General features: G+C 68.2%; 17 protein-coding genes. 8 read left to right on the top strand and 9 right to left on the bottom strand.

Translation table 11 applies throughout. The features are described from left to right. Positions 1-33: 33 nt before the first annotated feature. The gene (gene recF / locus VGV37_RS04995) at positions 34-1,293 is read right to left on the bottom strand and encodes a DNA replication/repair protein RecF (protein WP_326878524.1); all 1,260 of its coding nucleotides are present in this window, start codon (positions 1,291-1,293) and stop codon (positions 34-36) included. Positions 1,294-1,623: 330 nt separating this feature from the next. Here recF and VGV37_RS04990 point away from each other — a divergent pair, with 330 nt between their 5' ends. Then, entirely contained in the window at positions 1,624-3,741 is a 2,118-nt protein-coding gene (locus tag VGV37_RS04990; protein WP_326878523.1) for an ATP-binding protein, read from the top strand. Between the two features lie 87 nt (positions 3,742-3,828). Here VGV37_RS04990 and dnaN read toward each other — a convergent pair whose 3' ends face one another. Together dnaN and gcvA are read right to left on the bottom strand one after the other, a co-directional pair. Next, positions 3,829-4,947, bottom strand: a complete 1,119-nt coding sequence (gene dnaN, locus VGV37_RS04985; RefSeq protein ID WP_326878522.1) for a DNA polymerase III subunit beta — start codon at positions 4,945-4,947, stop codon at positions 3,829-3,831. Positions 4,948-5,119: 172 nt separating this feature from the next. Beyond that, positions 5,120-6,013 carry a transcriptional regulator GcvA gene (gene gcvA, locus VGV37_RS04980; RefSeq protein ID WP_326878521.1) on the bottom strand — a complete coding sequence of 298 codons (894 nt, stop codon included), beginning with the start codon at positions 6,011-6,013 and terminating at the stop codon, positions 5,120-5,122. A 108-nt stretch (positions 6,014-6,121) separates the two neighbouring features. Between gcvA and VGV37_RS04975 the strand changes: the two genes are divergently transcribed. Then, entirely contained in the window at positions 6,122-6,997 is an 876-nt protein-coding gene (locus VGV37_RS04975) for an EamA family transporter (protein WP_326878520.1), read from the top strand. An 11-nt stretch (positions 6,998-7,008) separates the two neighbouring features. Further along, entirely contained in the window at positions 7,009-7,947 is a 939-nt protein-coding gene (argC, locus tag VGV37_RS04970) for an N-acetyl-gamma-glutamyl-phosphate reductase (protein ID WP_326878519.1), read from the top strand. 4 nt (positions 7,948-7,951) lie between these two features. On the opposite strand, the gene VGV37_RS04965 is transcribed toward argC, so the two are convergent. After that, entirely contained in the window at positions 7,952-8,839 is an 888-nt protein-coding gene (locus VGV37_RS04965) for a LysR substrate-binding domain-containing protein (RefSeq protein WP_326878518.1), read from the bottom strand. Positions 8,840-8,944: 105 nt separating this feature from the next. On the opposite strand from VGV37_RS04965, the gene VGV37_RS04960 reads away from it, so the two are divergent. Beyond that, complete coding sequence (locus tag VGV37_RS04960) at positions 8,945-9,595, top strand: glutathione S-transferase family protein (protein ID WP_326878517.1); 651 nt, start codon at positions 8,945-8,947, stop codon at positions 9,593-9,595. Here the strand turns inward: VGV37_RS04960 and VGV37_RS04955 are convergent. From VGV37_RS04955 to rpsT, 3 genes are all read right to left on the bottom strand, one after another. Next, entirely contained in the window at positions 9,592-10,164 is a 573-nt protein-coding gene (locus VGV37_RS04955) for a methylated-DNA--[protein]-cysteine S-methyltransferase (RefSeq protein WP_326878516.1), read from the bottom strand. The two genes, VGV37_RS04960 and VGV37_RS04955, sit on opposite strands and share 4 nt — an antisense overlap. Before the next feature lie 123 nt (positions 10,165-10,287). Continuing rightward, on the bottom strand, positions 10,288-11,742 hold the full coding sequence (gene dnaA, locus VGV37_RS04950) for a chromosomal replication initiator protein DnaA (RefSeq protein ID WP_326878677.1): 1,455 nt from the start codon (positions 11,740-11,742) through the stop codon (positions 10,288-10,290). A gap of 827 nt (positions 11,743-12,569) precedes the next feature. After that, positions 12,570-12,830 (bottom strand): 30S ribosomal protein S20, encoded by a 261-nt coding sequence (gene rpsT, locus VGV37_RS04945; protein WP_326878515.1) that lies wholly within the window; start codon positions 12,828-12,830, stop codon positions 12,570-12,572. Positions 12,831-13,181: 351 nt separating this feature from the next. Here rpsT and VGV37_RS04940 point away from each other — a divergent pair, with 351 nt between their 5' ends. Both VGV37_RS04940 and VGV37_RS04935 read left to right on the top strand, forming a co-directional pair. After that, positions 13,182-14,180, top strand: coding sequence for an NAD(P)H-quinone oxidoreductase (locus VGV37_RS04940; RefSeq protein ID WP_326878514.1), 999 nt, complete (start codon positions 13,182-13,184; stop codon positions 14,178-14,180). A 172-nt stretch (positions 14,181-14,352) separates the two neighbouring features. Then, positions 14,353-14,925, top strand: coding sequence for a DUF1013 domain-containing protein (locus tag VGV37_RS04935; RefSeq protein ID WP_326878513.1), 573 nt, complete (start codon positions 14,353-14,355; stop codon positions 14,923-14,925). 163 nt (positions 14,926-15,088) lie between these two features. On the opposite strand, the gene VGV37_RS04930 is transcribed toward VGV37_RS04935, so the two are convergent. Further along, a complete protein-coding gene (locus VGV37_RS04930; protein ID WP_326878512.1) occupies positions 15,089-16,990 on the bottom strand; it encodes a propionyl-CoA synthetase in 1,902 nt (633 codons plus the stop codon). 127 nt (positions 16,991-17,117) lie between these two features. Here VGV37_RS04930 and VGV37_RS04925 point away from each other — a divergent pair, with 127 nt between their 5' ends. Both VGV37_RS04925 and VGV37_RS04920 read left to right on the top strand, forming a co-directional pair. Continuing rightward, positions 17,118-18,758 (top strand): acyl-CoA synthetase, encoded by a 1,641-nt coding sequence (locus tag VGV37_RS04925; RefSeq protein ID WP_326878511.1) that lies wholly within the window; start codon positions 17,118-17,120, stop codon positions 18,756-18,758. Then, complete coding sequence (locus VGV37_RS04920) at positions 18,751-19,722, top strand: phosphotransferase (protein WP_326878510.1); 972 nt, start codon at positions 18,751-18,753, stop codon at positions 19,720-19,722. The genes VGV37_RS04925 and VGV37_RS04920 overlap by 8 nt, the downstream gene beginning before the upstream one ends. Here the strand turns inward: VGV37_RS04920 and VGV37_RS04915 are convergent. Then, positions 19,719-20,567, bottom strand: coding sequence for an alpha/beta hydrolase (locus VGV37_RS04915; RefSeq protein ID WP_326878509.1), 849 nt, complete (start codon positions 20,565-20,567; stop codon positions 19,719-19,721). The genes VGV37_RS04920 and VGV37_RS04915 overlap by 4 nt on opposite strands. Positions 20,568-20,617: the final 50 nt, after the last annotated feature.

Below are 20,617 nucleotides of genomic sequence, written 5' to 3'. Positions count from 1 at the left end.
ACACACGATGGCGGCCCCGCCGGCGGATATCAGCTATCGGGCATGGGGCGGGTCGTGCAGGGCGGCCCCATCGGCCACGGTCAGGAAATCGGCACGGCCGCCCAGTTCGGCGAACAGTTCCGGGTCGGTGCCGGTCAGCCAGGCCTGGCTGCCCAGCGCCTCGATCTCGTCGAACAGCGCGCGCCGGCGCGCGCGGTCCAGATGGGCCGCGACCTCGTCGAGCAGCAGCACCGGCGCCGCGCCCTTGACGCCGGTCTGCAGGCGCGCGTGGGCCAGGACGATGGCGATCAGCAGCGCCTTCTGCTCGCCGGTCGAGCAATCGACCGCGCTAGCGCCCTTGGCGGCATGGCTGACCTTGAGATCGCTGCGGTGCGGACCGACCGAGGCCCCGCCGATCTCGGCATCGAGCCGGCGGCCGGCGGCATATTCGGAGCGCAGCCGTTCCTCGACGGCCAGTGCCGGCATGTCGTCGAGCCAGCCTTCGACGCCGCCGTCGAGCCGCAGCCGTGGGGCGGGAAAGGTCCCGGCGGGCCGGGACGCTGCCTGGTCGAGCCGCTCGACGATCTCGCGCCGGGCCGCCGCCACGGCGACGCCCTCGCGCGCCAGGGTTTCTTCCAGCACCGAGAGCCATTGCGGATCGGCGCCACCGGCACGCAGCAGTTTCGCCCGTTCGCGCAGCGCCTGTTCATAGGCGGCGAGGCGCGTCGCATGGGCCGGGTCATAACCGAACACCAGCCGATCGAGGAAACGGCGGCGCGGCGAGGCGCCCTCCTGGAACAGCCGGTCCATCTGCGGCGTCAGCCAGACGAGGTTGAGGTGGCCTGCCAGGGCCGCCTGGCCCTTGACGCTCTGACCGTCGACCCTGACCAGCCGTCGATCGCCGCTCTCGCTCGTGCCGTCGCGGCCGGTGCCGATCGCGACCAGGCCGCCCGGCGTCGCCAGTTTCGCCGCGACCGCCCAGGGCCGGGCGATGTCCGGTACCGCCGCAACCCCCATCAATGCCGGGCGCCGGTCGATCTCGGCCAGGCGCGCGCGGCGCAGGCCGCGGCCGGGCGCCAGGAAGGAGACCGCTTCCAGCAGGTTCGTCTTGCCGGCGCCGTTCGGCCCGGTCAGCACGACCGGACGGGCATCGACTTCGATCCGGGCGGTTTCGTAGGAGCGGAAGTCGGTCAGGTCGAGGCGCAGCACCGCGACCGGCGCCGACGTGCCGGCCGGCGCGCGCAGATTTCCCATGGCCTCGAACGGGATCGAGGACGGGCCGGCAGCACCGTCGGGCGTGAAGGAACTTTCCAATCGACTTATGGGATCACGGGGTTGGTGTGACGGCGCGGACGGCAGGCATTCTCGGATCAAGGCTGACTCGGACCAATGCTTAGGCGCCCCTGCGGAAATCCGTCGCTTTTCTCCGGTCATCGGAGCAGTTCGAAGCCCCGGAGTTTACACCGGCGCCACCAGGATCAGAAGCCCAATCGCCATTCGCCCCGCGCGTGGCCCGGACGAATTTCGGGCGGCCTGCCGGACTTTATCGCGAGAGCCGGCGTTGACCAGGGGTGGACCGGCCACTGGCCGCCCCGACGCCGCCATGATTTCCACCGTCGTTTCGAGTTGGATCGGAAGCCCATCGTGACGTTAGAGCCGCCCGCCGAGCCCTTCACGGCCCGCAGCGAACTGGAGCAGCGGCTGCATCAACAGGCGCTGCTGGCCGAACTCGGCCATATTGCGCTGACCGACGTCCCGCTCGACGCCCTGCTGCACGAGGCCTGTCGGCTGACTGCGCTCGGCCTGGGCATCCAGTTCTGCAAGGCACTGGAATATCAGGCAGACGAAGGCCGCTTCCTGGTGCGCGCCGGGGTCGGCTGGCACGAGGGCGTGGTTGGACATGCCACCGTCGGCGCCGATCTCGCCTCGCCGGCCGGCTATGCGTTCCAGACCCATCGCCCGGTCATCTCGAACCATCTGGCGGAGGAGGAACGCTTCCGCACACCCGAACTGCTGGTCGAGCACGACATCCAACGTGCCATCAACGTCATCCTGGACGGGCAGGAACCGGCGTTCGGCGTGCTGGAAGCCGATAGCCAGAGCGCCGGCGATTTTACCGAACGGGATCTGTCCTTCCTGGAATCGGTCGCCAACCTGCTGGGCATGGCCATGCAGCGCCATCGGGCCGACGCCGAGATCCGGCGGCTCAACGCGACGCTCGAGACCGAGATCGAGGAGCGGACGTCGCAGCTGCAGGCCAGCCAGAGCCAGATCCAGCTGTTCTACGAACATTCCTCGGAATGCCACGCACTGATCATGGTCGGCCCGACCGGCGAGTTCGTCTATGAAGAGATCAACCCGGCATCCTTGCGGCTCTACGGTATGACGCGCGACGCCGTCGTCGGCCGCACCTTGGCCGAAGTGCACCCGCCGGAACGGGCGACCGAAATCGCCCATGCGTTGAACGAGGCGCTCGCCATCGGCAAGCCGGTGCAATACCGGCGCACCCAGGGCGAGTCGTTGATCGAGGCGATCGCCTCGCCGGTCCCCGAACATGCCGACGAGCGCCGGCGCGTGGCGGTCAGCGCCCGTGACGTGACCGAGAGCCGGCGGCTCGAGGAGCAGCTGCGCCAGGCCCAGAAGATGGAGGCAGTCGGACAATTGACCGGCGGCGTCGCCCATGACTTCAACAATCTGCTGACCGTAGTGATCGGCAACCTGGACGTCATGGAATTGGGCCTGACGGACGAGCGTATGATCCGCCTGGTCGGCGCCGCCCGGCGCGGCGCGGAACGGGCAGCGACCCTGACCCACCGCCTGCTCGCTTTCTCCCGCAAGCAGCCGCTGGCACCGAAGGCGGTCGATCTCAACAAGCTGGTCACCGGCATGTCGGAATTGCTGCGCCGGTCGCTCGGCGAGACGGTCACGATCGAAAGCTCGCTCGCGGGCGACCTGTGGCAGACCAGCGCCGACGCCAACCAGGTCGAGAACGCGCTGCTCAACCTCGCCCTGAATGCCCGCGACGCCATGCCGTCGGGCGGTAAGCTCGCGATCACGACCGCCAACACCGTGCTCGACGAGGCTTCGGCGAGCCGATATCCCGAGGCCGCGCTGGGCGACTACGTCATGCTCTCGGTCACCGACAATGGCACCGGCATGAGTGCGGAGACTCTGGCCAAGGCGTTCGAGCCGTTCTTCACCACCAAGGACGTGGGCTATGGCAGCGGCCTCGGCCTCAGCATGGTCTATGGCTTCGCGCGCCAGTCGGGCGGCCACGCCGCGATCCGCAGCGCCATCGGCCATGGCACGACGGTCGAGCTGTTCCTGCCGCGCCTCATCGGCGATACCGCCCCGGCCGAGCCTCCGGCCGCGGATCACCTGCCGAACGGCCGGACCGGCGAAACCATCCTGGTGGTCGAGGACGACGACGATGTCCGCGCCTATAGCGTGACCGCACTGGAAACCCTGGGCTATGCCGTCGTCGATGCCCGCACCGCCGAGGATGCGATGGCGAAGCTCCCCGACCTCGATCGGATCGACCTGCTGTTCACCGACGTCGGCCTGCCCGGCGGTACCAATGGCCGCGAACTGGCCGACGCGGTCGTGGCGGCGCGACCGGGCCTCAAGGTACTGTTCACCACCGGTTATGCCAGCCGCGCCGTGGTCCGCGACGGCAAGCTGGATCCGGACGTCGACATGATCGGCAAGCCGTTCACGCTGAAGGACATCGCGATCAAGATCCGCGCCGTACTCGACCGTTGAACCGCCCGGACCGCCCAAAATGAATCGAGAGGCTGCCCTGTCCGGACAGCCTCTCGACTTGGGTCGAACTGGTCTGCCTCGAACCGATCAGACGCGCATCGGCATCAGCACATAGAGGGCCGAATGATCGCGCGCGTCGCGCAGGATCGTCGGCGACGCCGCATCGGCCATGACGAACTGGGCATCCTCGCCTTCGATCTGCTGGGTGATGTCCAGCAGGTAGCGCGAGTTGAAGCCGATCTCGATCGGCCCGTGCTGGTAGCCGACCTCGATCTCTTCCGACGCTGTGCCGTTCTCGGGGCTGGTCGCCGACAGCACCAGGCTGCCATGGTCGAGCGCCAGCTTCACCGCCCGGCTCTTCTCGGTCGAGATGGTCGAGACGCGATCGACCGCCTCGGCGAACAGCCGGGTCGCGACTTCCAGGATCTTGTCGTTGCCGGCCGGGATGACCCGGTCATAGTCCGGGAACGTACCGTCGATCAGCTTGGACGTCAGCACGCCGTCGCCGAAATCGAAGCGGATCTTGGTCTCGCTCAATTCGATGCGCACGGCCTGATCGGTCTCGTCCAGCAGCTTGCGCAGTTCCATGACGGTCTTGCGCGGGACGATCACGCCCGGCATGCCCTTGGCGCCGTCCGGCAGCGGGACGTCGACCCGCGCCAGGCGATGGCCATCGGTCGCGACCGCGCGCAGCACGTCGACCTCGGCGCTCTGGGCGGCATGCAGATAGATGCCGTTCAGATAGTACCGCGTCTCTTCGGTCGAGATCGCGAAGCGCGTCCGGTCGATCAGGCCCTTCAGGTCGTTGGCCGCGAGCAGGAATTCGTGGGCCAGCGGGCCGCCCGACATGACCGGGTAGTCCTCGGCCGGCAGGCAGGCGAGCGTGAAGGTCGACCGGCCGGACCGCAGGGTCAGGGCACCCCGGTCGCCGCTCGCGTCGAGTTCGACCTGGGCGCCGTCCTTCAGCTTGCGCACGATGTCGTAGAGCGTATGGGCCGGTGCGGTGGTCTTGCCCTCGCGCACGACCTGAGCCGGCACGACCTCGACGACCTCCAGGTCCATGTCGGTGGCTGACAGGCTGAGCCGCCCGCTTTCCGCGCGCAGCAGCACGTTCGACAGGATGGGAATGGTGTTTCGGCGCTCGACGACGCTCTGGACGTGGCCGAGGGCGCGCAGCAGCGCCGCGCGTTCAATGGTGATCTTCATGGTGTCTGGAATCGTACCAAGGGGCGCTCGTTGGCAAGGTTACAACAGACGGACCAGCGACCGGACCGACCCGCCGGTGCGAGGCTCTTGCGGCCCTTCCCCACGGACGGATCGTATAGCACAGATTTCCGGGCCGACGAACGGTTTGCGTGTTGCAGGCGCGAAGGGATCGTCACGCCGCCGTGGGCGCGAAGATCTCGGCCAGCAGCCAGTCGCGGAAGGCCTCGGCCAGCGGGCTGCGCCGCCGGGTCGGGCGGATCAGGAAATAGGCGAAGGGCGCCGGCATCGAATGGGACAGCGGGGCTGCCAGCCGTCCCGCCGCCAGATCGTCCGCGACCAGCAGGGACCGGCCGAGTGCCACGCCGCCGCCGTCGATCGCCGCCTGATAGGCCAGCGTCGACTCCGTGAAGAACGGCCCCGTGCCGTCCGGCTCCGGCGCACCCACATGGGCCAGCCACTCGATCCAGGTCACCGCCCCCTTGTCGTGGATCAGCCGATGGCGCAGCAGATCGGCCGGCACCGCGATCGGCGGTCCTTCGGCCAGCAGCGCCGGCCTGGCCACGGCGATCAGGTCCTCACCGCCCAGGCGTTCGGCCGCGACGCCGGCCCAACCGCCCGGCCCATAGCGCAGGCAGCAATCCAGCCCGGCCGCATCCGGATCGACCAGATCGGTCGCGACGCTGAGGCTGAGGTCGATGCCCGGAAAGGCCGCCGTGAACCGGCCCAGGCGCGGCACCAGGCATTTGGCGGCGAAGGACGGCAGCATGCTGACCGCCAGCACGTCGCGGCCCCGCGCCTGGCGACCGAGCCGATCGCCGGCGAAGCGCAGGCGCTGCAGCACCGTCCGGACCTCCATCAGGTAGAGTTCGCCGGCCGCGGTCAACACGAGCCCGTGGGGCAACCGCTCGAACAGCAGGATGCCGAGCGCTGCCTCGAGCTGCTTCACCTGGTAGCTGACCGCCGACTGCGTCAGGTGCAACTCTTCGGCGGCGACCGTGAAGCTGAGATGCCGGGCCGCGGCTTCGAAGAAGCGCAGCGCGTTCAGAGGTGGCAGCAGATCGACCATTTGTAGCCCCGAATTTTTGCGGCCTGAACCCGGAAAACTCCCGTTTGTCGGCGTCGTGCCAGCTTGATCAAATCCACTCCGTTCATCAATCGATTTGGGGCTGGATAGATGCCGATCACCGACATGCTGCTGGCGAGCCTGGTCGCCCTGCTCTGGGGCGGCAATTTCACCGTCGTTCGACTGGGCCTCGACGGCGGCATGCCGCCGTTGCTGTTTGCCGCGCTGCGCTTCGCCGTCGCCTCCGGCCTGATGCTGGTCGTGCCGCGCCCCGCGGTCCCGTGGCGCATGGTGGCCACATTGGGCATCGTGCTGGGCGTCGGGCTCTATGGGCTGTCGACCGTGTCGATCGCGGCCGGCATGGCGCCCGGCCTGGGTTCGCTGGTGTTGCAGAGCCAGGCCTTCATGACCATCGCGCTCGCCGCCCTGGTGCTGGGCGAGCGACCGCCGGCCATCGTGCTGCTCGGCACGCTCGTCGCCTTCGCCGGGCTGGCGCTGATCGGCCTCGGCGGCGGTGCCGGATCGACGTTCGCCGGCTTGGCTATCACGCTCGCCGCCGCCGCGTGCTGGGCTGCCAGCAACATTTTGATCAAGCGCCTGGGCGGCGTCGACATGCTGGCGCTGTCGGTCTGGATGAGCCCGGTCGCCGCCGTGGCGCTGGCGATCTTGTCGATCCTGTTCGAGGATCCGGCGGCGGCCTGGGCGCATCGGTCCTGGAGCACCGTCGCCGTCATCCTCTATGCCGGCCCGCTGTCGGCGGCCGCGGGCTCCGCGCTGTGGGGCACGTTGCTGAAGCGCCACCCGGCCAGCCGGGTCGCCCCCTTCTCGCTGCTGGTCCCGGTGTTCGGCCTGGTGATCGCCGCGATCTGCCTGGACGAGCGCCTGGATCAGACCAAGGTTGCGGCAGGCGGACTGGTCTTCGCCGGCTTGGCGCTGGTAGTGTTCAAGCCGCGTTTCCGGCGTCGATCGGCCGCCCGGATCCTCTAGGAATTAAGCCCATGTCCACACGACCGACCGTATTCATCGATGGCGAAGCCGGCACCACGGGGCTCGAGATCCATCGCCGTCTGGCCGATCGCACCGACATCGAGATCGTCAGCCTGCCAGCCGACTCGCGCAAGGATCCGGCCGCGCGGCGCCGCGCGCTGAACGAGGTCGACCTCGCCATCCTGTGCCTGCCCGACGACGCCTCGCGTGAAGCGGCCGCCATGGCCGCCGGCGGGCGCACCCGCCTGCTCGACGCCTCGACCGCCTATCGCGTCGATCCCGACTGGGTCTATGGCTTCGCCGAAATGGCGCCGGGCCAAGCCGACAGGATCGCCGCCGCCCGGCGCGTCAGCAATCCCGGCTGCTATCCAACCGGCGGCATCGCGCTCATCCGCCCGCTGGTCGATGCCGGCGTGCTGGGTGCCGACTATCCGCTGTCGATCCATGCCACCTCGGGCTATTCTGGCGGTGGCAAGAAGCTGATCGAGAGCTACGAGAGCGACCCGCCCGGCGCCGACGCCAGCCCGGTGCGTTATTACGGCCTCAACCTCGAGCACAAGCATGTGCCGGAACTGCAGGTTCATGGCCGCCTGGCCCATCGGCCGATCTTCCTGCCGTCCGTCGGCAACTGGCGCCAGGGCATGCTGGTCGCGGTACCGCTGCACCTGCGTGCCCTGGCGCGGCCGATTTCGGGCGCGGACATCCATGGCATCCTGGCCGACTATTACGAGGGCCAGAAGCTGGTGCGCGTCATGCCGCTCGAACTGTCCGGCAAGACCGGCCTCGCCCATCTCGATCCGGAGACCCTGAACGGCACCGACCTGCTGCAGCTGTTCGTGTTCGCCCACCCGGCCCACGGCCAGGCGACCCTGGTCGCCCGCCTGGACAATCTCGGCAAGGGCGCGTCCGGTGCGGCCGTCCAGAACATGGGCCTGATGCTCGGGCTCTGACGCCCTACCCGCGCTCCGCCGCGTCGACGGCGATGGCCTGCGACAGCCATCGCTCGAACGCGGCCAGCGCGGGGTTCGGTATCGCCGTCAGGGGCCGCACCAGGAAATAGCCGTAGCGATCCCAGATCGCCACCTCGAACGGCCGCACCAGCCGCCCAGTGGCCAGATCGTCCCGCGCGAGCAACCCGCGGGCGAGCGCCACCCCCTCGCCGGCCGCAGCCGCCTGCAGCAGCAATCCGGCATCCGCATAGGACGAACCGGTCGCCGGTTCCTTGAACGCCAGGCCGGCCGCCTGGAACCATGGCGTCCAGGGCTGCCAGGGATTGCGCAGCAGGGTGAGGCGCGCGAGGTCTTCGGGCAGCTCGATGCCGTGGCGCTCGCGATAGGCCGGCGCACAGACCGGAAAGATCCGCTCGCGGGCCAGCGGCGTCGCCTGCAGGTTCGGCCAGTCGCCCGGGCCATACCGGATCGCCGCGTCGATGCCCTCGGCCGCTAGATCGGTCAGTTTCGGCAGCGCGCGCAGCTCCAGCTCGACGTCCGGATGCGCGGACCGGAAGGCACCGAGGCGCGGGGCCAGCCAACGCGCCGCGAAGGCCGGCAGCGCGTCGAGCACGAGCCGGCGCGGATTCGGGGCGTTTCCCGGAAATGCCTGTTCCAGCAAACCCAGCGCCGCGCGCACCTGGACCAGCAGCCGATGTCCTTCCCCGGTCGGGATCATGCGGTTGCCGGCGCGCTGGAACAGCGTCTGGCCACCGCCGGTTTCGAGCGCCCGGATGCGATGGCTGATCGCGGAATGGGTCAGGCCCAACTCACGCGCGGCGGCCGAATAGCTCTGGAGACGCCCTGCCGCCTCGAAGGCGCGCAGGGTCTGGATCGACGGAAAGTGGACCATGCCGGGATGTTACTTTCCCTCACAAGCTTGGCAAAGAACCATCGTTCGCCTTCTGCCGTCTGCGTCGCCAATTTCCACGAGATCTCGATTCCCGGGGAGAGGCCCATGACGCTGAAGCTCTATTATTCCCCCGGCGCCTGCTCGCTGGCGCCGCACATCGTCCTGCATGAGGCCGGGGCATCCTACGAGGGGTGCCCGGTGCCGATCCGCGAAGGCGCCCATCTCCGTCCCGACTATCTGGCGATCAACAGGAAGGGCCGGGTGCCGGCGCTCGCGGTCGACGGTACGATCGTGACCGAGAACGTGGCGATCCTGAACTATCTGGGTCGCCGCTTCCCGGACTCGGGCGTGCTGCCGATCGACGACCTGATGCTGTTCGCCCGCTGCAACGAGCTGTTGTCGTTCTACGCAGCTTCCGTGCATGTCGCCTTCGGACAATACTGGCGCATGGAGCGCTTTGCCGGCGACGAAGGCCTCCATCCCGCCATCAAGGAGGCGGGCCGGCGCGCCATCCTGGATTATTACGACGAGATCGAAGCCCTGGCGGCGACCGGCGTCTGGTTCGTCGGCGAGCGCTTCACCGTCGCCGATACCTATCCCCTGGTATTCTACCGCTGGGGCGGGCTGATCGGCGTGGACATGTCGGCCTATCCCCATTGGTCGGCCCATACGGAACGGATGCTGCGGCGGCCCGCCGTCGCCCGGACCCTCGCCGCCGAAGGTCTCGAGGCCGCAGCATTCCGGCCCCGAGGCTAGGCGAGCAGCCCGCCTTCCCGCGTCAGCAGCGCCCGCTTGCGCTTGAAGCCCCAGCGGAAACCCGCGAGCGTGCCGTCCTTGCGGACTACCCGATGGCACGGCACCGCAACGGCGAGCACGTTCGCGGCGCAGGCCTCGCCCACCGCATAGGCTTCCTTGGGTGCGCCGATCTGCGCGGCGATCGCCGAATAGCTGGCGGTGGCGCCGGCCGGAATGTCTCGGAGCGCCTGCCAGACCTGGTGCTGGAACGGGGTGCCGCGCAGGTCGAGCGGCAGGTCCAGGCCCCGGGCCGGATCCTCGACGAAGGCCACGATCTGGCGCAACGACGGATCGAGGCCCGGATCGTCGCGCAGCAGCCGGGCATCGGGAAAGCGGCTCTCCAGCTCGCGGATCGCCCCCTCCGGCCGGTCGCCGAGCAGGATCGCGCACAGGCCTCGTGCGCTTTCCGCCACGAGGACCGCGCCCAGCGATCCGGCGCCGACGGCAAAACGGATCGTCTCGCCAGCACCCGTGTCCGGGCGGAAGGAGGACGGGGCACTCTCCGCCGGCATCGTATCTGCGAACTCCATGGCACTGCTCCCTCGATAGAATCACGCCGTTCGGCGTGTTCCATCAATATGGGCAGGGCCCGATCCGGAGACCCTCCGGAGCTTGCGGTCGAATTCGGAAATCGGCGGCGGCGCAGCGAGCCCTTAAGTCTCCAGCATCCGCTTCAGCAGGTCGATGTCTTCACCCAGCGCGCGGTCGGCGGCGACCAGTTCCTCGATCTTGCGCACGGCATGCATGACCGTCGTGTGATCGCGGCCGCCGAACTTGCGGCCGATCTCGGGCAGCGAGCGGGGCGTCAGCTGCTTGCACAGGTACATCGCGACCTGGCGCGGGCGGGCGACGGCCCGGGCGCGGCGGGCCGAATGCATGTCGGCCAGCCGGATGTTGAAATGCTCGGCCACCCGCTTCTGGATCTCTTCGATCGTGACCCGGCGGTCGTTCGCGCGCAACAGGTCGTGCAGCACGTCCTGGGCGCTTTCCAGCGTGATCGAGCGGCCGACCAGTTGCGCATGCGCCGTGATGCGGGTCAGCGCACCTTCGAGCTCGCGCACGTTCGACGTGATCTTGTGCGCCAGGAATTCCAACACCTTGGCAGGGATCTGGGTCTGCTTCAGCTCTGCCTTGGCCTGCAGGATCCCCAACCGCAGCTCGTAGGTCGTCGGATGGATGTCGGCGACCAGGCCCCAGCCCAGCCGGGATTTCATCCGTTCTTCCATGCCTTCGAGATCAGACGGCGACTTGTCGGCCGAAATGATCACCTGGCGGTTCTGGTCGACCAGCGCGTTGAAGGTGTGGAAGAACTCTTCCTGGGTCGAATCCTTGCCGCTGATGAATTGCACGTCGTCGATCATCAGCACGTCCACCGAGCGGAACTGCTCCTTGAACGCCATGGTGTCCTTGAAGCGCAGCGCCTTGATGAACTGGTACATAAATTTTTCGGCCGACAGGTAGATCACCTTGCGGCTCGGATCCTGCCGGCGGATGTGCCAGGCGATCGCATGCATCAGGTGGGTTTTGCCCAGCCCGACGCCGCCATAGAGGAACAGCGGATTGAACGGCGCGGCGCGATTGCCCGTCGCCGCCGACTCGGCGACCCGGCGTGCGGCGGCATGGGCCAACTCGTTCGGCTTGCCGACGACGAAATTCTCGAAGGTGAAGCGCTGGTCGAGCGGGGCCGAAATCTCGCGGTCGTCTGGCGGCTCGACCATCGGCGCGACCGTTGCGGCGTTGACAGGGCGGACGGAAACCTCGGCGCGCTCGGCCGACCGCTCTTCGTCCGCGACGAGTGCCGCCATCGCGCGCTCGGCCTCGACCGGCGTGGGCTCGACACGGCGTTCGCCCACGACGATTTCGACCGCGTTCACGTCCCTGTTCTCGCCGGACCAGAGCGCCCGGATCCGATCGGCGTAATGGGCCACGACCCAATCGCGCAGGAAACGGGTCGGCACTTCGATGCGGATGGCGCCTTCGACCAGGTCGGCGAGGCTGAGCGACGACAGCCAACTGCGATAGGCGGCTTCGCCGAACTCGTCACGCAGCCGGCCGCGCACCCGCTGCCACTGAGCCTCGAGCGGCCCGTCGATCTCGGAAACGTTCACGGTCACCGTGCGCGCATCCCGCCGGGCACGAGGCCGCGGGCCGCGTGGCGTCCAAAAAGAATGATCATTGCGCTTCGAGCCACTACCCGCACTGCCCAGCCCATCTCGCAGATTGAAACCCGGTAACACGCCGGCGGCGTCCAGCTTTCCGCGCGGGCGGGCACGGCCATCGGGGTCCAAGGCTCCGACGGGCCACGCGGGCCGGCGGCGAGAAGTCGCTCGTCACCATCGCGTCGCCGACGCTCGCCTCCCGCATATCGGGGCGCGACCGTCGGATCGACATTTAGCCAGCGCGACCGGCAGGCCGGATGTGATCCGTCCCACTCTCGCGCCACGAGCCATCGCCCCAAACGCTGAGAAACTGGCGCTCGGCCGATCGACCCGGAAGATCCGTCATGATGGCGATTTGGCGCGACCGAACGACAGGCGTCCGTCGCCACCGCATCTCCAGAAGATGTGCCCCCCAACACCCCAGACCGTCTGCCCCGAAAGGCCGACCGTTTGTGATTATTGAAATTTTACAAGTATTTCTCGGCAGATCCACAATCGCGCACTGACGCGCCATCGCAAAACCCCGACACTCGCTAGTTAACGCGCCCGGAGACCAAAATTCCGCGCGCATCTCCTATGAGGACAAGGCTCAGGAAGATTACCGATGGGTGACGCTGCTGGCAACGGGATCGAATGCGGAACGCGCGAATATTTTCGCTGGGCGAAACAAAGCAAAGACAGACAGCCGTCTTTACTTCGATCGCGAGGCAATCGAGTAGCAAATCCGTCAGACATTCGGCCCCGGCAGTCCGGGGCCGACTCGGCGAGAAATCGAACTAGAGCGCGGCGATCCGCGCGTTCAGGCGCGAAAGCTTGCGTGAGACCGTATTCTTATGCAGCACGCCCTTCTGGGCGCCCCGCACCATCTCCGGCTGGGCGGCGATGAAGGCGGCCTTGGCATCGTCCTTGTTGCCGGCAGCGATCGCCAGCTCGACCTTCTTGACGAAGGTCCGGATGCGGCCGACACGGGCACGATTGACCTCGGTCCGACGAAGGGTCTGCCGGTAACGCTTCTCAGCGGACTTGTGATTGGCCATGGAAAACGCGCTCTCGATGAAACGAAACTGTCAACGGGGTGGCGGGTTATACCGGTCGCCCCACGGCACGTCAAGCAACAGACGGCCGTGCGCGGCCCGGAGACCCGTCACGGAAGGCGCGGTTTCTAACGCCGAAACCGGCGGAAGACAAGCGTCGAGACGATCGCGGGACCCTGACCAGCACCAGCGTCATGATGTGCCTGCATGCGTCGGACCCGTGACCATTCCATGACGGCAGGGTGCGAGCATCTGGTCTTCGTCCTGCGGGCCCGATGGTTGCCTCGACCGCCCCATTCCGGCTAGGACAGCACAGCGCGCATCCGCGCCGTCCCCATACCGAAAGCGTCCGCCATGACCGCCTTGCCCGAGATGATGACCGCGATCGAGATCTCCATGCCGGGCGAACCCGACGTGCTTCGTCCCTCGCTCCGCCCGGTGCCGCAGCCGGCCGAGGGCGAGGTGCTGATCAAGGTTGCGGCGTCGGGCGTCAACCGGCCGGACCTGCTGCAGCGCCAGGGGCATTATCCGGTACCGCCAGGCGCCTCCGACATCCCGGGCCTCGAGGTCGCGGGCACGGTGGTGTCACTGGGCTTCGGCGCCCATCGGCTGGCGGTCGGCGACAAGGTTTGCGCGCTCGTCGCGGGCGGCGGCTATGCCGAGTATTGCACGGTGCCGGCCGTGCAATGCCTGCCGGTGCCGACCGGCCTGTCGTTCGAGGAGGCGGCCGGCCTGCCCGAGACCTTCTTCACGGTTTGGAGCAACCTGGTCGACCGGGCGCATTTCGCCGCGGGCAAGACCGTCCTCATCCACGGCGGCACCAGCGGCATCGGCACCACGGCGATCCAGTTGGTCAAGGCCATGGGCGGCCGCGCCTTCGCGACGGCCGGCAGTGCCGACAAGGTCCAGGCCTGCGAGCGCCTGGGCGCCGAGCGCGGCATCGACTACCGGACCGAGGATTTCGTCCAGGTGGTCAAGGAACTGACCCATGGCCACGGCGTCGACATCGTGCTCGACATGGTCGGCGGCGACTATGTCCAGCGCAACATCCAGGCAGCCGCGGTCGATGGCATCATCGTCAACATCGCATTCCTGAAGGGCGCCAAGGTCGAGATCGACCTCAACCTGGTGATGCGCAAGCGCCTGACCCTGACCGGCTCGACCCTGCGCCCGCGCCCGCCGGCGGAAAAGGGCATCATCGCCGATGCGCTGCGTGCCCATGTCTGGCCGCTGCTCGACGCCGGCACGGTGAAGCCGGTGCTGTTCAAGACCTTCCCGCTCGCCCATGCCGACGAGGCGCATCGCCTGATGGAAAGCTCCGCCCATATCGGCAAGATCGTGCTGGTCGCCTGAGCGGATCCCGGGACGCCGGGCGGCCTTGCGGGCCGCTGATCGACCCGGCGCTTCCATCGCGCGGCCCGCTCGACTATATAAGCAGCATATCGTCATTTTTATGCATATCGTCCCGGGAACCCGCTAGCCAGCGACCGCCGGCCCTTCCCGCGTCGCCAGGAGAAGTAAAAGCATGCCGCTGCCCCTGATGCCCAAGGCCACCGCCGTGTGGCTCGTCGAGCATACCTCGCTGTCGTTCGACCAGATCGCGGCGTTCTGCGGCTTGCATGCCCTCGAGGTCCAGGCGATCGCCGACGGCGAGGTCGCGACCATGATGCAGGGGCTGGACCCGATCGCGAACGGCCAGATCACCAAGGCCGAGATCGAACGCTGCGAGACCGATCCGGCGCTGCGCCTGAAGCTCGCGTCCGGCGCCCATCCGGTGGCGCCGTCCAAGCTGCGCGGCCCGAAATACACGCCGATCTCCAAGCGCCAGGACAAGCCCGACGCCATCGCCTGGATCATCAAGAACCACCCGGAATTGTCGGACGCCCAGATCTCGCGCCTGATCGGCACGACCAAGCCCACTATCGCGGCCATCCGCGACCGCTCGCACTGGAATTCGCCCAACATCAAGCCGCGCAACCCGGTGGCGATCGGCCTGTGCAGCCAGGCGGACTTCGAAGCCCTGCTCGTGGTCGCCCGCAAGCAGAACCCGAACGCCGTCCGCGCGGAGCCGCTGCTGACCGAGATCGACGAGATCTGACCCCGAATTCCGCGGGAATGACTGGGCGTATCCAACCCCGCCGTCATTCCCGCGAACGCGGAAATCCGGGACCGCTCGAAGGTCCTGCGAAAGATCGTACCATCGCGGATTGCTCGGTTCGATCAGTTCGGAAGTGACGGGGAGCAGCCGTCGCGGGTGATTGTCAGAACCCCGCCTTCTTCAATGCTGCATCGATCTCGTCCAGCGCCGCCGGATCGTCGATGGTGGGCGGCGTCGCGACTGGTTTGCGATCGGCCAGGCCGCGCATGGCCTGACGCAGGATCTTGCCGGATCGGGTCTTCGGCAGCCGGTCGACCACAAGCGTGCGTTTGAAGCCGGCGATAGGGCCGATACGGTCGCGGATCAGCTGCGCGATCTCGCGCTCGATCTGCTCGTCCGGTCGGACGACCCCGGATTTCAGCACGACGAAGCCCAGCGGCATCTGGCCCTTCACCTCGTCCAGCACGCCGATGACCGCGCATTCGGCGACATCGGGATGGGCGGCCACGACCTCCTCCATCGACCCGGTCGACAGGCGGTGGGCCGCGACGTTGATGATGTCGTCGGTCCGGGTCATCACGAAGACATAGCCCTCCTCGTCGATATAGCCGGCGTCGCCCGACTGGTAATATCCCGGAAAGGCCGCGAGGTATGACGAGACGTAGCGTTCGTCCGCCCGCCAGAGCGTCGTCAAGGAACCGGGCGGCAAGGGCAGTTTGATGGCGAGGTTGCCGATCTCGCCCGGCGCCACCGGCTGGCCGGCCTCGTCCAGGGCCAGCACTTCCCAGCCCGGCACCGGCTTGGTCGGCGACCCGGGCTTGATGGGCAATCGCCCGATGCCGAGGCAGTTGGCCACGATCGGCCAGCCGGTCTCGGTCTGCCACCAATGGTCGATCACCGGCAATCCGAGCTGCGTCTCGGCCCAGGCAAGCGTGGGTGGGTCGCAGCGTTCGCCCGCCAGGAACAGGGCGCGGAATGGACCCAGCGGCGCGGCTTTGATGAAACGGCCGTCGGGATCCTCGCGCCGGATCGCGCGAAACGCGGTCGGTGCGGTGAACAGCACATGGACGCCATGGTCGCGCACGATCCGCCAGAACGCCCCGGCGTCGGGCGTGCCGATCGGCTTGCCCTCGTAGAGCACCGAAGTGCAGCCCTTCAGCAACGGCGCATAGACGATGTAGCTATGGCCGACGACCCAGCCGACGTCGGACGCGGTGAACATGGTCTCGCCCGGCGCCAGGCCGAAGACGTTGCCCATGCTCCAATGGAGCGCGACCGCGTAGCCGCCATGGTCGCGCACCACGCCCTTGGGCACGCCGGTCGTGCCGGAGGTGTAGAGAATATAGAGCGGGTCGGTTGCCGCCGTATCGGCGCAGGGCGCCGGTTCGGCCGCCGCAGCAGCCTCGGCCCAGTCGAGATCCCGACCCGGCACCAGGTCGCAGGGCAGCTCCGGCCGCTGCAGGATCAGGCAATGGGCCGGCTTGGCCGCAGCCTGTTCGATCGCGGCGTCGAGCAACGGCTTGTAGGGCACGCGCTTTGTAGTCTCGATGCCGCAGGAGGCGGACAGGATCAGCTTCGGCTTGGCGTCGTCGATCCGGGTCGCGAGTTCGCGCGCGGCGAAACCGCCGAACACGACCGAATGGACCGCCCCCAGGCGCGCGCAGGCGAGCATCGCGATCGCCGCCTCCGCCACCATCGGCAGATAGATCACCACCCGGTCGCCCTTGCCCACGCCCAGGGCCGCGATGGCGCCGGCCAGCTTCGCCACCCGCTCGGTCAGTTGCCGATAGGTGTAGCGGTCGACCCGGCCGGTGACGGGGCTGTCGTGGATCAAGGCCACTTGGTCGCCGCGCCCGGCCGCGACATGGCGGTCGAGCGCGTTGTAACAGATGTTGAGGCGACCGCCGGGGAACCAGCGATAGAACGGCGGGCGGCTGGCGTCGAGCACGCGGTCATAAGGCCTGACCCAGGCGAGGTCGGCGGCGGCCTCACCCCAGAAAGCCTCGGGATCCCGGAGCGAGCGGGCATGGATCGCATCGAAACGGGCGGCCGCGTCCTCGGTCATGGATCGTCTCTCCCTTTGGGCATCGTTCTTGCGGCAAGCCTAGCCGCTGGCGCCGGACGCGTCACGCCGCTTGCGGTTTCCGGGCGCTTGGGCGGATCATGGCGCTACCCCGTTCATTGGACCCGGCATGATCCCGCTTTCCTCGCCCTACGCCCGCGATCTCGACCGCACCCCGGCCAACCACGTGCCGCTGACCCCGCTCGGTTTCCTGGAACGCGCTGCCGCGGTCCATCCGGACCGGCCGTCGATCGTCCATGGCGCGCGCCGCTATACCTGGCGCGAAACCGCGGAGCGCTGTCGCCGGCTCGCCTCGGCCCTGAACCGGCGCGGCATCGGCCCGGGCGACACGGTCGCGATCATGGCGCCGAACATTCCGGAAATCATCGAGGCCCATCACGGCGTACCCATGGCCGGCGCCGTGCTGAACGCGCTCAACATCCGCCTGGACGCGCCGACCATCGCCTTCATGCTGGGCCATGGCGAGGCCAAGCTGCTGCTGACCGATCGGGAGTTTTCCCCGATCGTCGCGGCGGCGCTGGCGCTGATGGAGGGGACGAAACCGATCGTCGTCGACATCGACGATCCGCTGGCCGAGAGTGGCGACCTGATCGGCACGCTCGGTTACGAGGCGCTGCTGGCCGAGGGCGATCCCGCCTACGCCGGCATCCCGGTCGCCGACGAATGGGATGCGATCTCGCTCAATTATACCAGCGGCACGACCGGCGATCCCAAGGGCGTCGTCTATCACCATCGCGGCGCCTATCTGAATGCGGTCGGCAACATCATGGTCTGGGGGTTGGCGGGGCATCCGACATACCTCTGGACCCTGCCGATGTTCCATTGCAACGGCTGGTGCTTTCCCTGGACCATCACGGCGCTGGCCGGGACCCACGTCTGCCTGCGCCGGGTCGATGCGCCGGGCATCCTCGGTGCGATCGAGCGCCATGGCGTCACCCACCTGTGCGGTGCGCCGATCATCATGACCATGCTGCTGCATGCGCCCGAACCGCCGAAGCTCGGCGGTCGAACCATCGAGATGATGACCGCCGCCGCCCCGCCGCCGGCGGCCGTGATCGAGGGCATGGAGCGCATGGGCTTCCACATCACCCATGTCTACGGCCTGACCGAAGTCTATGGCCCGGCCGTGGTCTGCGACTGGCACGAGGACTGGGACGCGTTGCCCGCGGCCGAGAAGGCCCGGATGAAAGCGCGCCAGGGCGTACGCTATCCGGTGCTGGATGGGCTGATGGTCGCCGACGCCGAGACGCTGCAGCCGGTGCCGGCCGACGCCCTGACCATGGGCGAGGTGTTCATGCGCGGCAACATCGTCATGAAGGGGTACCTGAAGAACCCGAAGGCGACCGAAGCCGCCTTCAAGGGCGGCTGGTTCCATACCGGCGACCTGGGCGTGCTGCATCCGGACGGCTATGTCGAGCTCAAGGACCGGTCCAAGGACATCATCATCTCCGGCGGCGAGAACATCTCGACCATCGAGGTCGAGAGCGTGCTCTATCGCCATCCGGCGGTGCTCGAAGCGGCGGTCGTCGCCAAGCCCGACGAGAAATGGGGCGAGACGCCGTGCGCCTTCGTCACGCCCAAGCCGGGCCACAGCGCCACCGAGGCCGAGATCATCGCATTCTGCCGCGAGCATCTGGCCCGGTTCAAGGTGCCGAAGCGCGTGGTGTTCGGGCCGCTGCCCAAGACCTCGACCGGCAAGATCCAGAAATTCGTGCTGCGCGATCGGGCGCGTGAAGACATCGATGGCTGACGCCCGGCCTCTGCTGCCGCCGACGGGCGTCGGGCCGGACGAGTTCCTGGCCGCCGCCATCGTCGAGGCGGCGCTGAACGGTGCCGCGGCCGGGGTGCGCCGGTTCGAGGGCAGCGCCCGACATTTCGTGTTCGACGTGCAGCTGACCGACGGGCGCCGCGCGGTCGTCCGCCTGGGCAACCCGGAGCATCGCACGACGATCCGCGATGCCGCCCTCTGGTCCGACCGCCTGCGGCACCTGGGCGTCAAATTGCCGAAGATCCTGGCGCGTGACCTCACGTCCGAGTTCCCGTCGCTGATCCTGGAGCGGCTCGACGGCGGGCCGCTGCTCCAGACCGTCGATCGCCTGAAGGCGCCGCATCTGGGCCTGATCGCCGGCACGCTGGCAGACATGCAGCACAAGGTGGCGGGCCTGAAGAGCGCCGAGCGCTATGGCTGGGCCAGCACGCCGGAGTCCGCCCCCCATACCCGCTGGTCGGATGCGCTGGCGCAGGATCTGTCCGAGGCGCGGGGCGCCATCCAGGCGGCAGGCCTGGTGGACGCGACGATCGCCGACATGGTCGAGCGGCGCCTCGCCCGCCAGACCGCGGCGCTCGACCGCATCCCGGCGCTCGCTTTCATGGCCGAGCCGGCGACCCGCGACGCCATCGTGACCGAGGCTGGGCGCTTCTCCGGCCTGGTCGACGTCGACCAGCTGGGCTGGGGCGACCCGCGTATCGCCATCGCCCGCACGCTGTTCGACCTCCTGGAGGCGGACAAGCCCCCGGGTTTCGCCGAAGCCTGGCTGGCGCTCGCCGGAGCCACGGCCGATCGGACCTTCTGGCTCTACGTGGCCCTCGCCGGCCTGCGGACCATGGCCGACTACGGCACCGCCGGCCGGCATTTCCGGATCGCCGACCGCGACCGGATCGATCGGGTCATGACCCGCATCCTCGCCCGGTGCGACCGGCCGGACGGCGCCTAGGCTCGGTCGTCCGAGAATTCCTCGACCCGGTCGAGCCAGTCGGAGACGAGCGCCCGGAACAGCTCGTCCCGATCGATCGGCAGCCCATGTTCGCCGCGATCGAGCACGGCGAAGCTGGCGCGCGGGTAGCTTTCGAGGATCGTCCACGCGTCGCGATAACCGACGTTGGTATCCTGCCGCCCCGTCACGAGCAGCGCAGGCCGCTCGAAGCGGAATCCCGGCGGTTCGAGATCGAACGAGAAGCCGTAGGTGCCGTCACCGAACTGGATGCGGTCCAACGCGACATGGTCGGCCAGCGCGGCCGCCGTTCGAACCCGATGGCTGAGCTTGTCGCGATAGGCGGCCAGGTAGCCCGGCCGCTGAACGAGCATCTCGGACAATTCGTCCCGCTCGCTTGGCGCCAACGCAGCCATCAAGCCGGGATCTTCGAGCAGCGGGCGAAACGGCGGAACCTGGTGCGTGCCGAAGCCCGGCAGGATCTTCGGCACCCGCATCAGCAATCCGTCGATCAGATCCGTGCGATGATGGACGATGCCGCGGGCCAGGTAAGCGCCGGCCGACGTGCCTGCGAGCGTGAACCGGCGACCCGGGATCACCTGATCCAGGAACCGCAGCAGGATCACCAGCATACCGTCCAGATCCGTCATTCCCGGCGGTGCCGGCGACCGGCCCATGCCCGGGAGATCGAGGTAGAGCCGCTGCCAGCCGGGCCGATCGGCGAACGCGGGCTCGAAATCGTTCAAGCCGTCGCGATGGTCCATCTTCCAGCCGTGCAGAAACACGATCGGACGCCCCTGGCCGACGGTCTCATAATGCAGCGGACGGTCGTCGATGGTGCAGAACATTGCGGCAATATCCCAATCGTTGGCGACGATGTGGATAGTTCGTCCGCATA

The sequence above is a fragment of the Aliidongia sp. genome (assembly GCF_035943795.1).
Lineage (GTDB): Bacteria > Pseudomonadota > Alphaproteobacteria > ATCC43930 > CGMCC-115725 > Aliidongia.
This window is presented reverse-complemented; position numbering and strand designations above follow the sequence as displayed.

Coding starts and splice junctions, on each gene's coding strand:
- argC (WP_326878519.1), top strand. CDS start 7,009: ATGTCCACACGACCGACCGTATTCATCGATGGCGAAGCCGGCACCACG.
- VGV37_RS04940 (WP_326878514.1), top strand. CDS start 13,182: ATGACCGCCTTGCCCGAGATGATGACCGCGATCGAGATCTCCATGCCG.
- rpsT (WP_326878515.1), bottom strand. CDS start 12,830: ATGGCCAATCACAAGTCCGCTGAGAAGCGTTACCGGCAGACCCTTCGT.
- VGV37_RS04955 (WP_326878516.1), bottom strand. CDS start 10,164: ATGGAGTTCGCAGATACGATGCCGGCGGAGAGTGCCCCGTCCTCCTTC.
- VGV37_RS04975 (WP_326878520.1), top strand. CDS start 6,122: ATGCCGATCACCGACATGCTGCTGGCGAGCCTGGTCGCCCTGCTCTGG.
- gcvA (WP_326878521.1), bottom strand. CDS start 6,013: ATGGTCGATCTGCTGCCACCTCTGAACGCGCTGCGCTTCTTCGAAGCC.
- VGV37_RS04920 (WP_326878510.1), top strand. CDS start 18,751: ATGGCTGACGCCCGGCCTCTGCTGCCGCCGACGGGCGTCGGGCCGGAC.
- VGV37_RS04915 (WP_326878509.1), bottom strand. CDS start 20,567: ATGTTCTGCACCATCGACGACCGTCCGCTGCATTATGAGACCGTCGGC.
- VGV37_RS04930 (WP_326878512.1), bottom strand. CDS start 16,990: ATGACCGAGGACGCGGCCGCCCGTTTCGATGCGATCCATGCCCGCTCG.
- dnaN (WP_326878522.1), bottom strand. CDS start 4,947: ATGAAGATCACCATTGAACGCGCGGCGCTGCTGCGCGCCCTCGGCCAC.
- VGV37_RS04965 (WP_326878518.1), bottom strand. CDS start 8,839: ATGGTCCACTTTCCGTCGATCCAGACCCTGCGCGCCTTCGAGGCGGCA.
- VGV37_RS04960 (WP_326878517.1), top strand. CDS start 8,945: ATGACGCTGAAGCTCTATTATTCCCCCGGCGCCTGCTCGCTGGCGCCG.
- VGV37_RS04935 (WP_326878513.1), top strand. CDS start 14,353: ATGCCGCTGCCCCTGATGCCCAAGGCCACCGCCGTGTGGCTCGTCGAG.
- VGV37_RS04925 (WP_326878511.1), top strand. CDS start 17,118: ATGATCCCGCTTTCCTCGCCCTACGCCCGCGATCTCGACCGCACCCCG.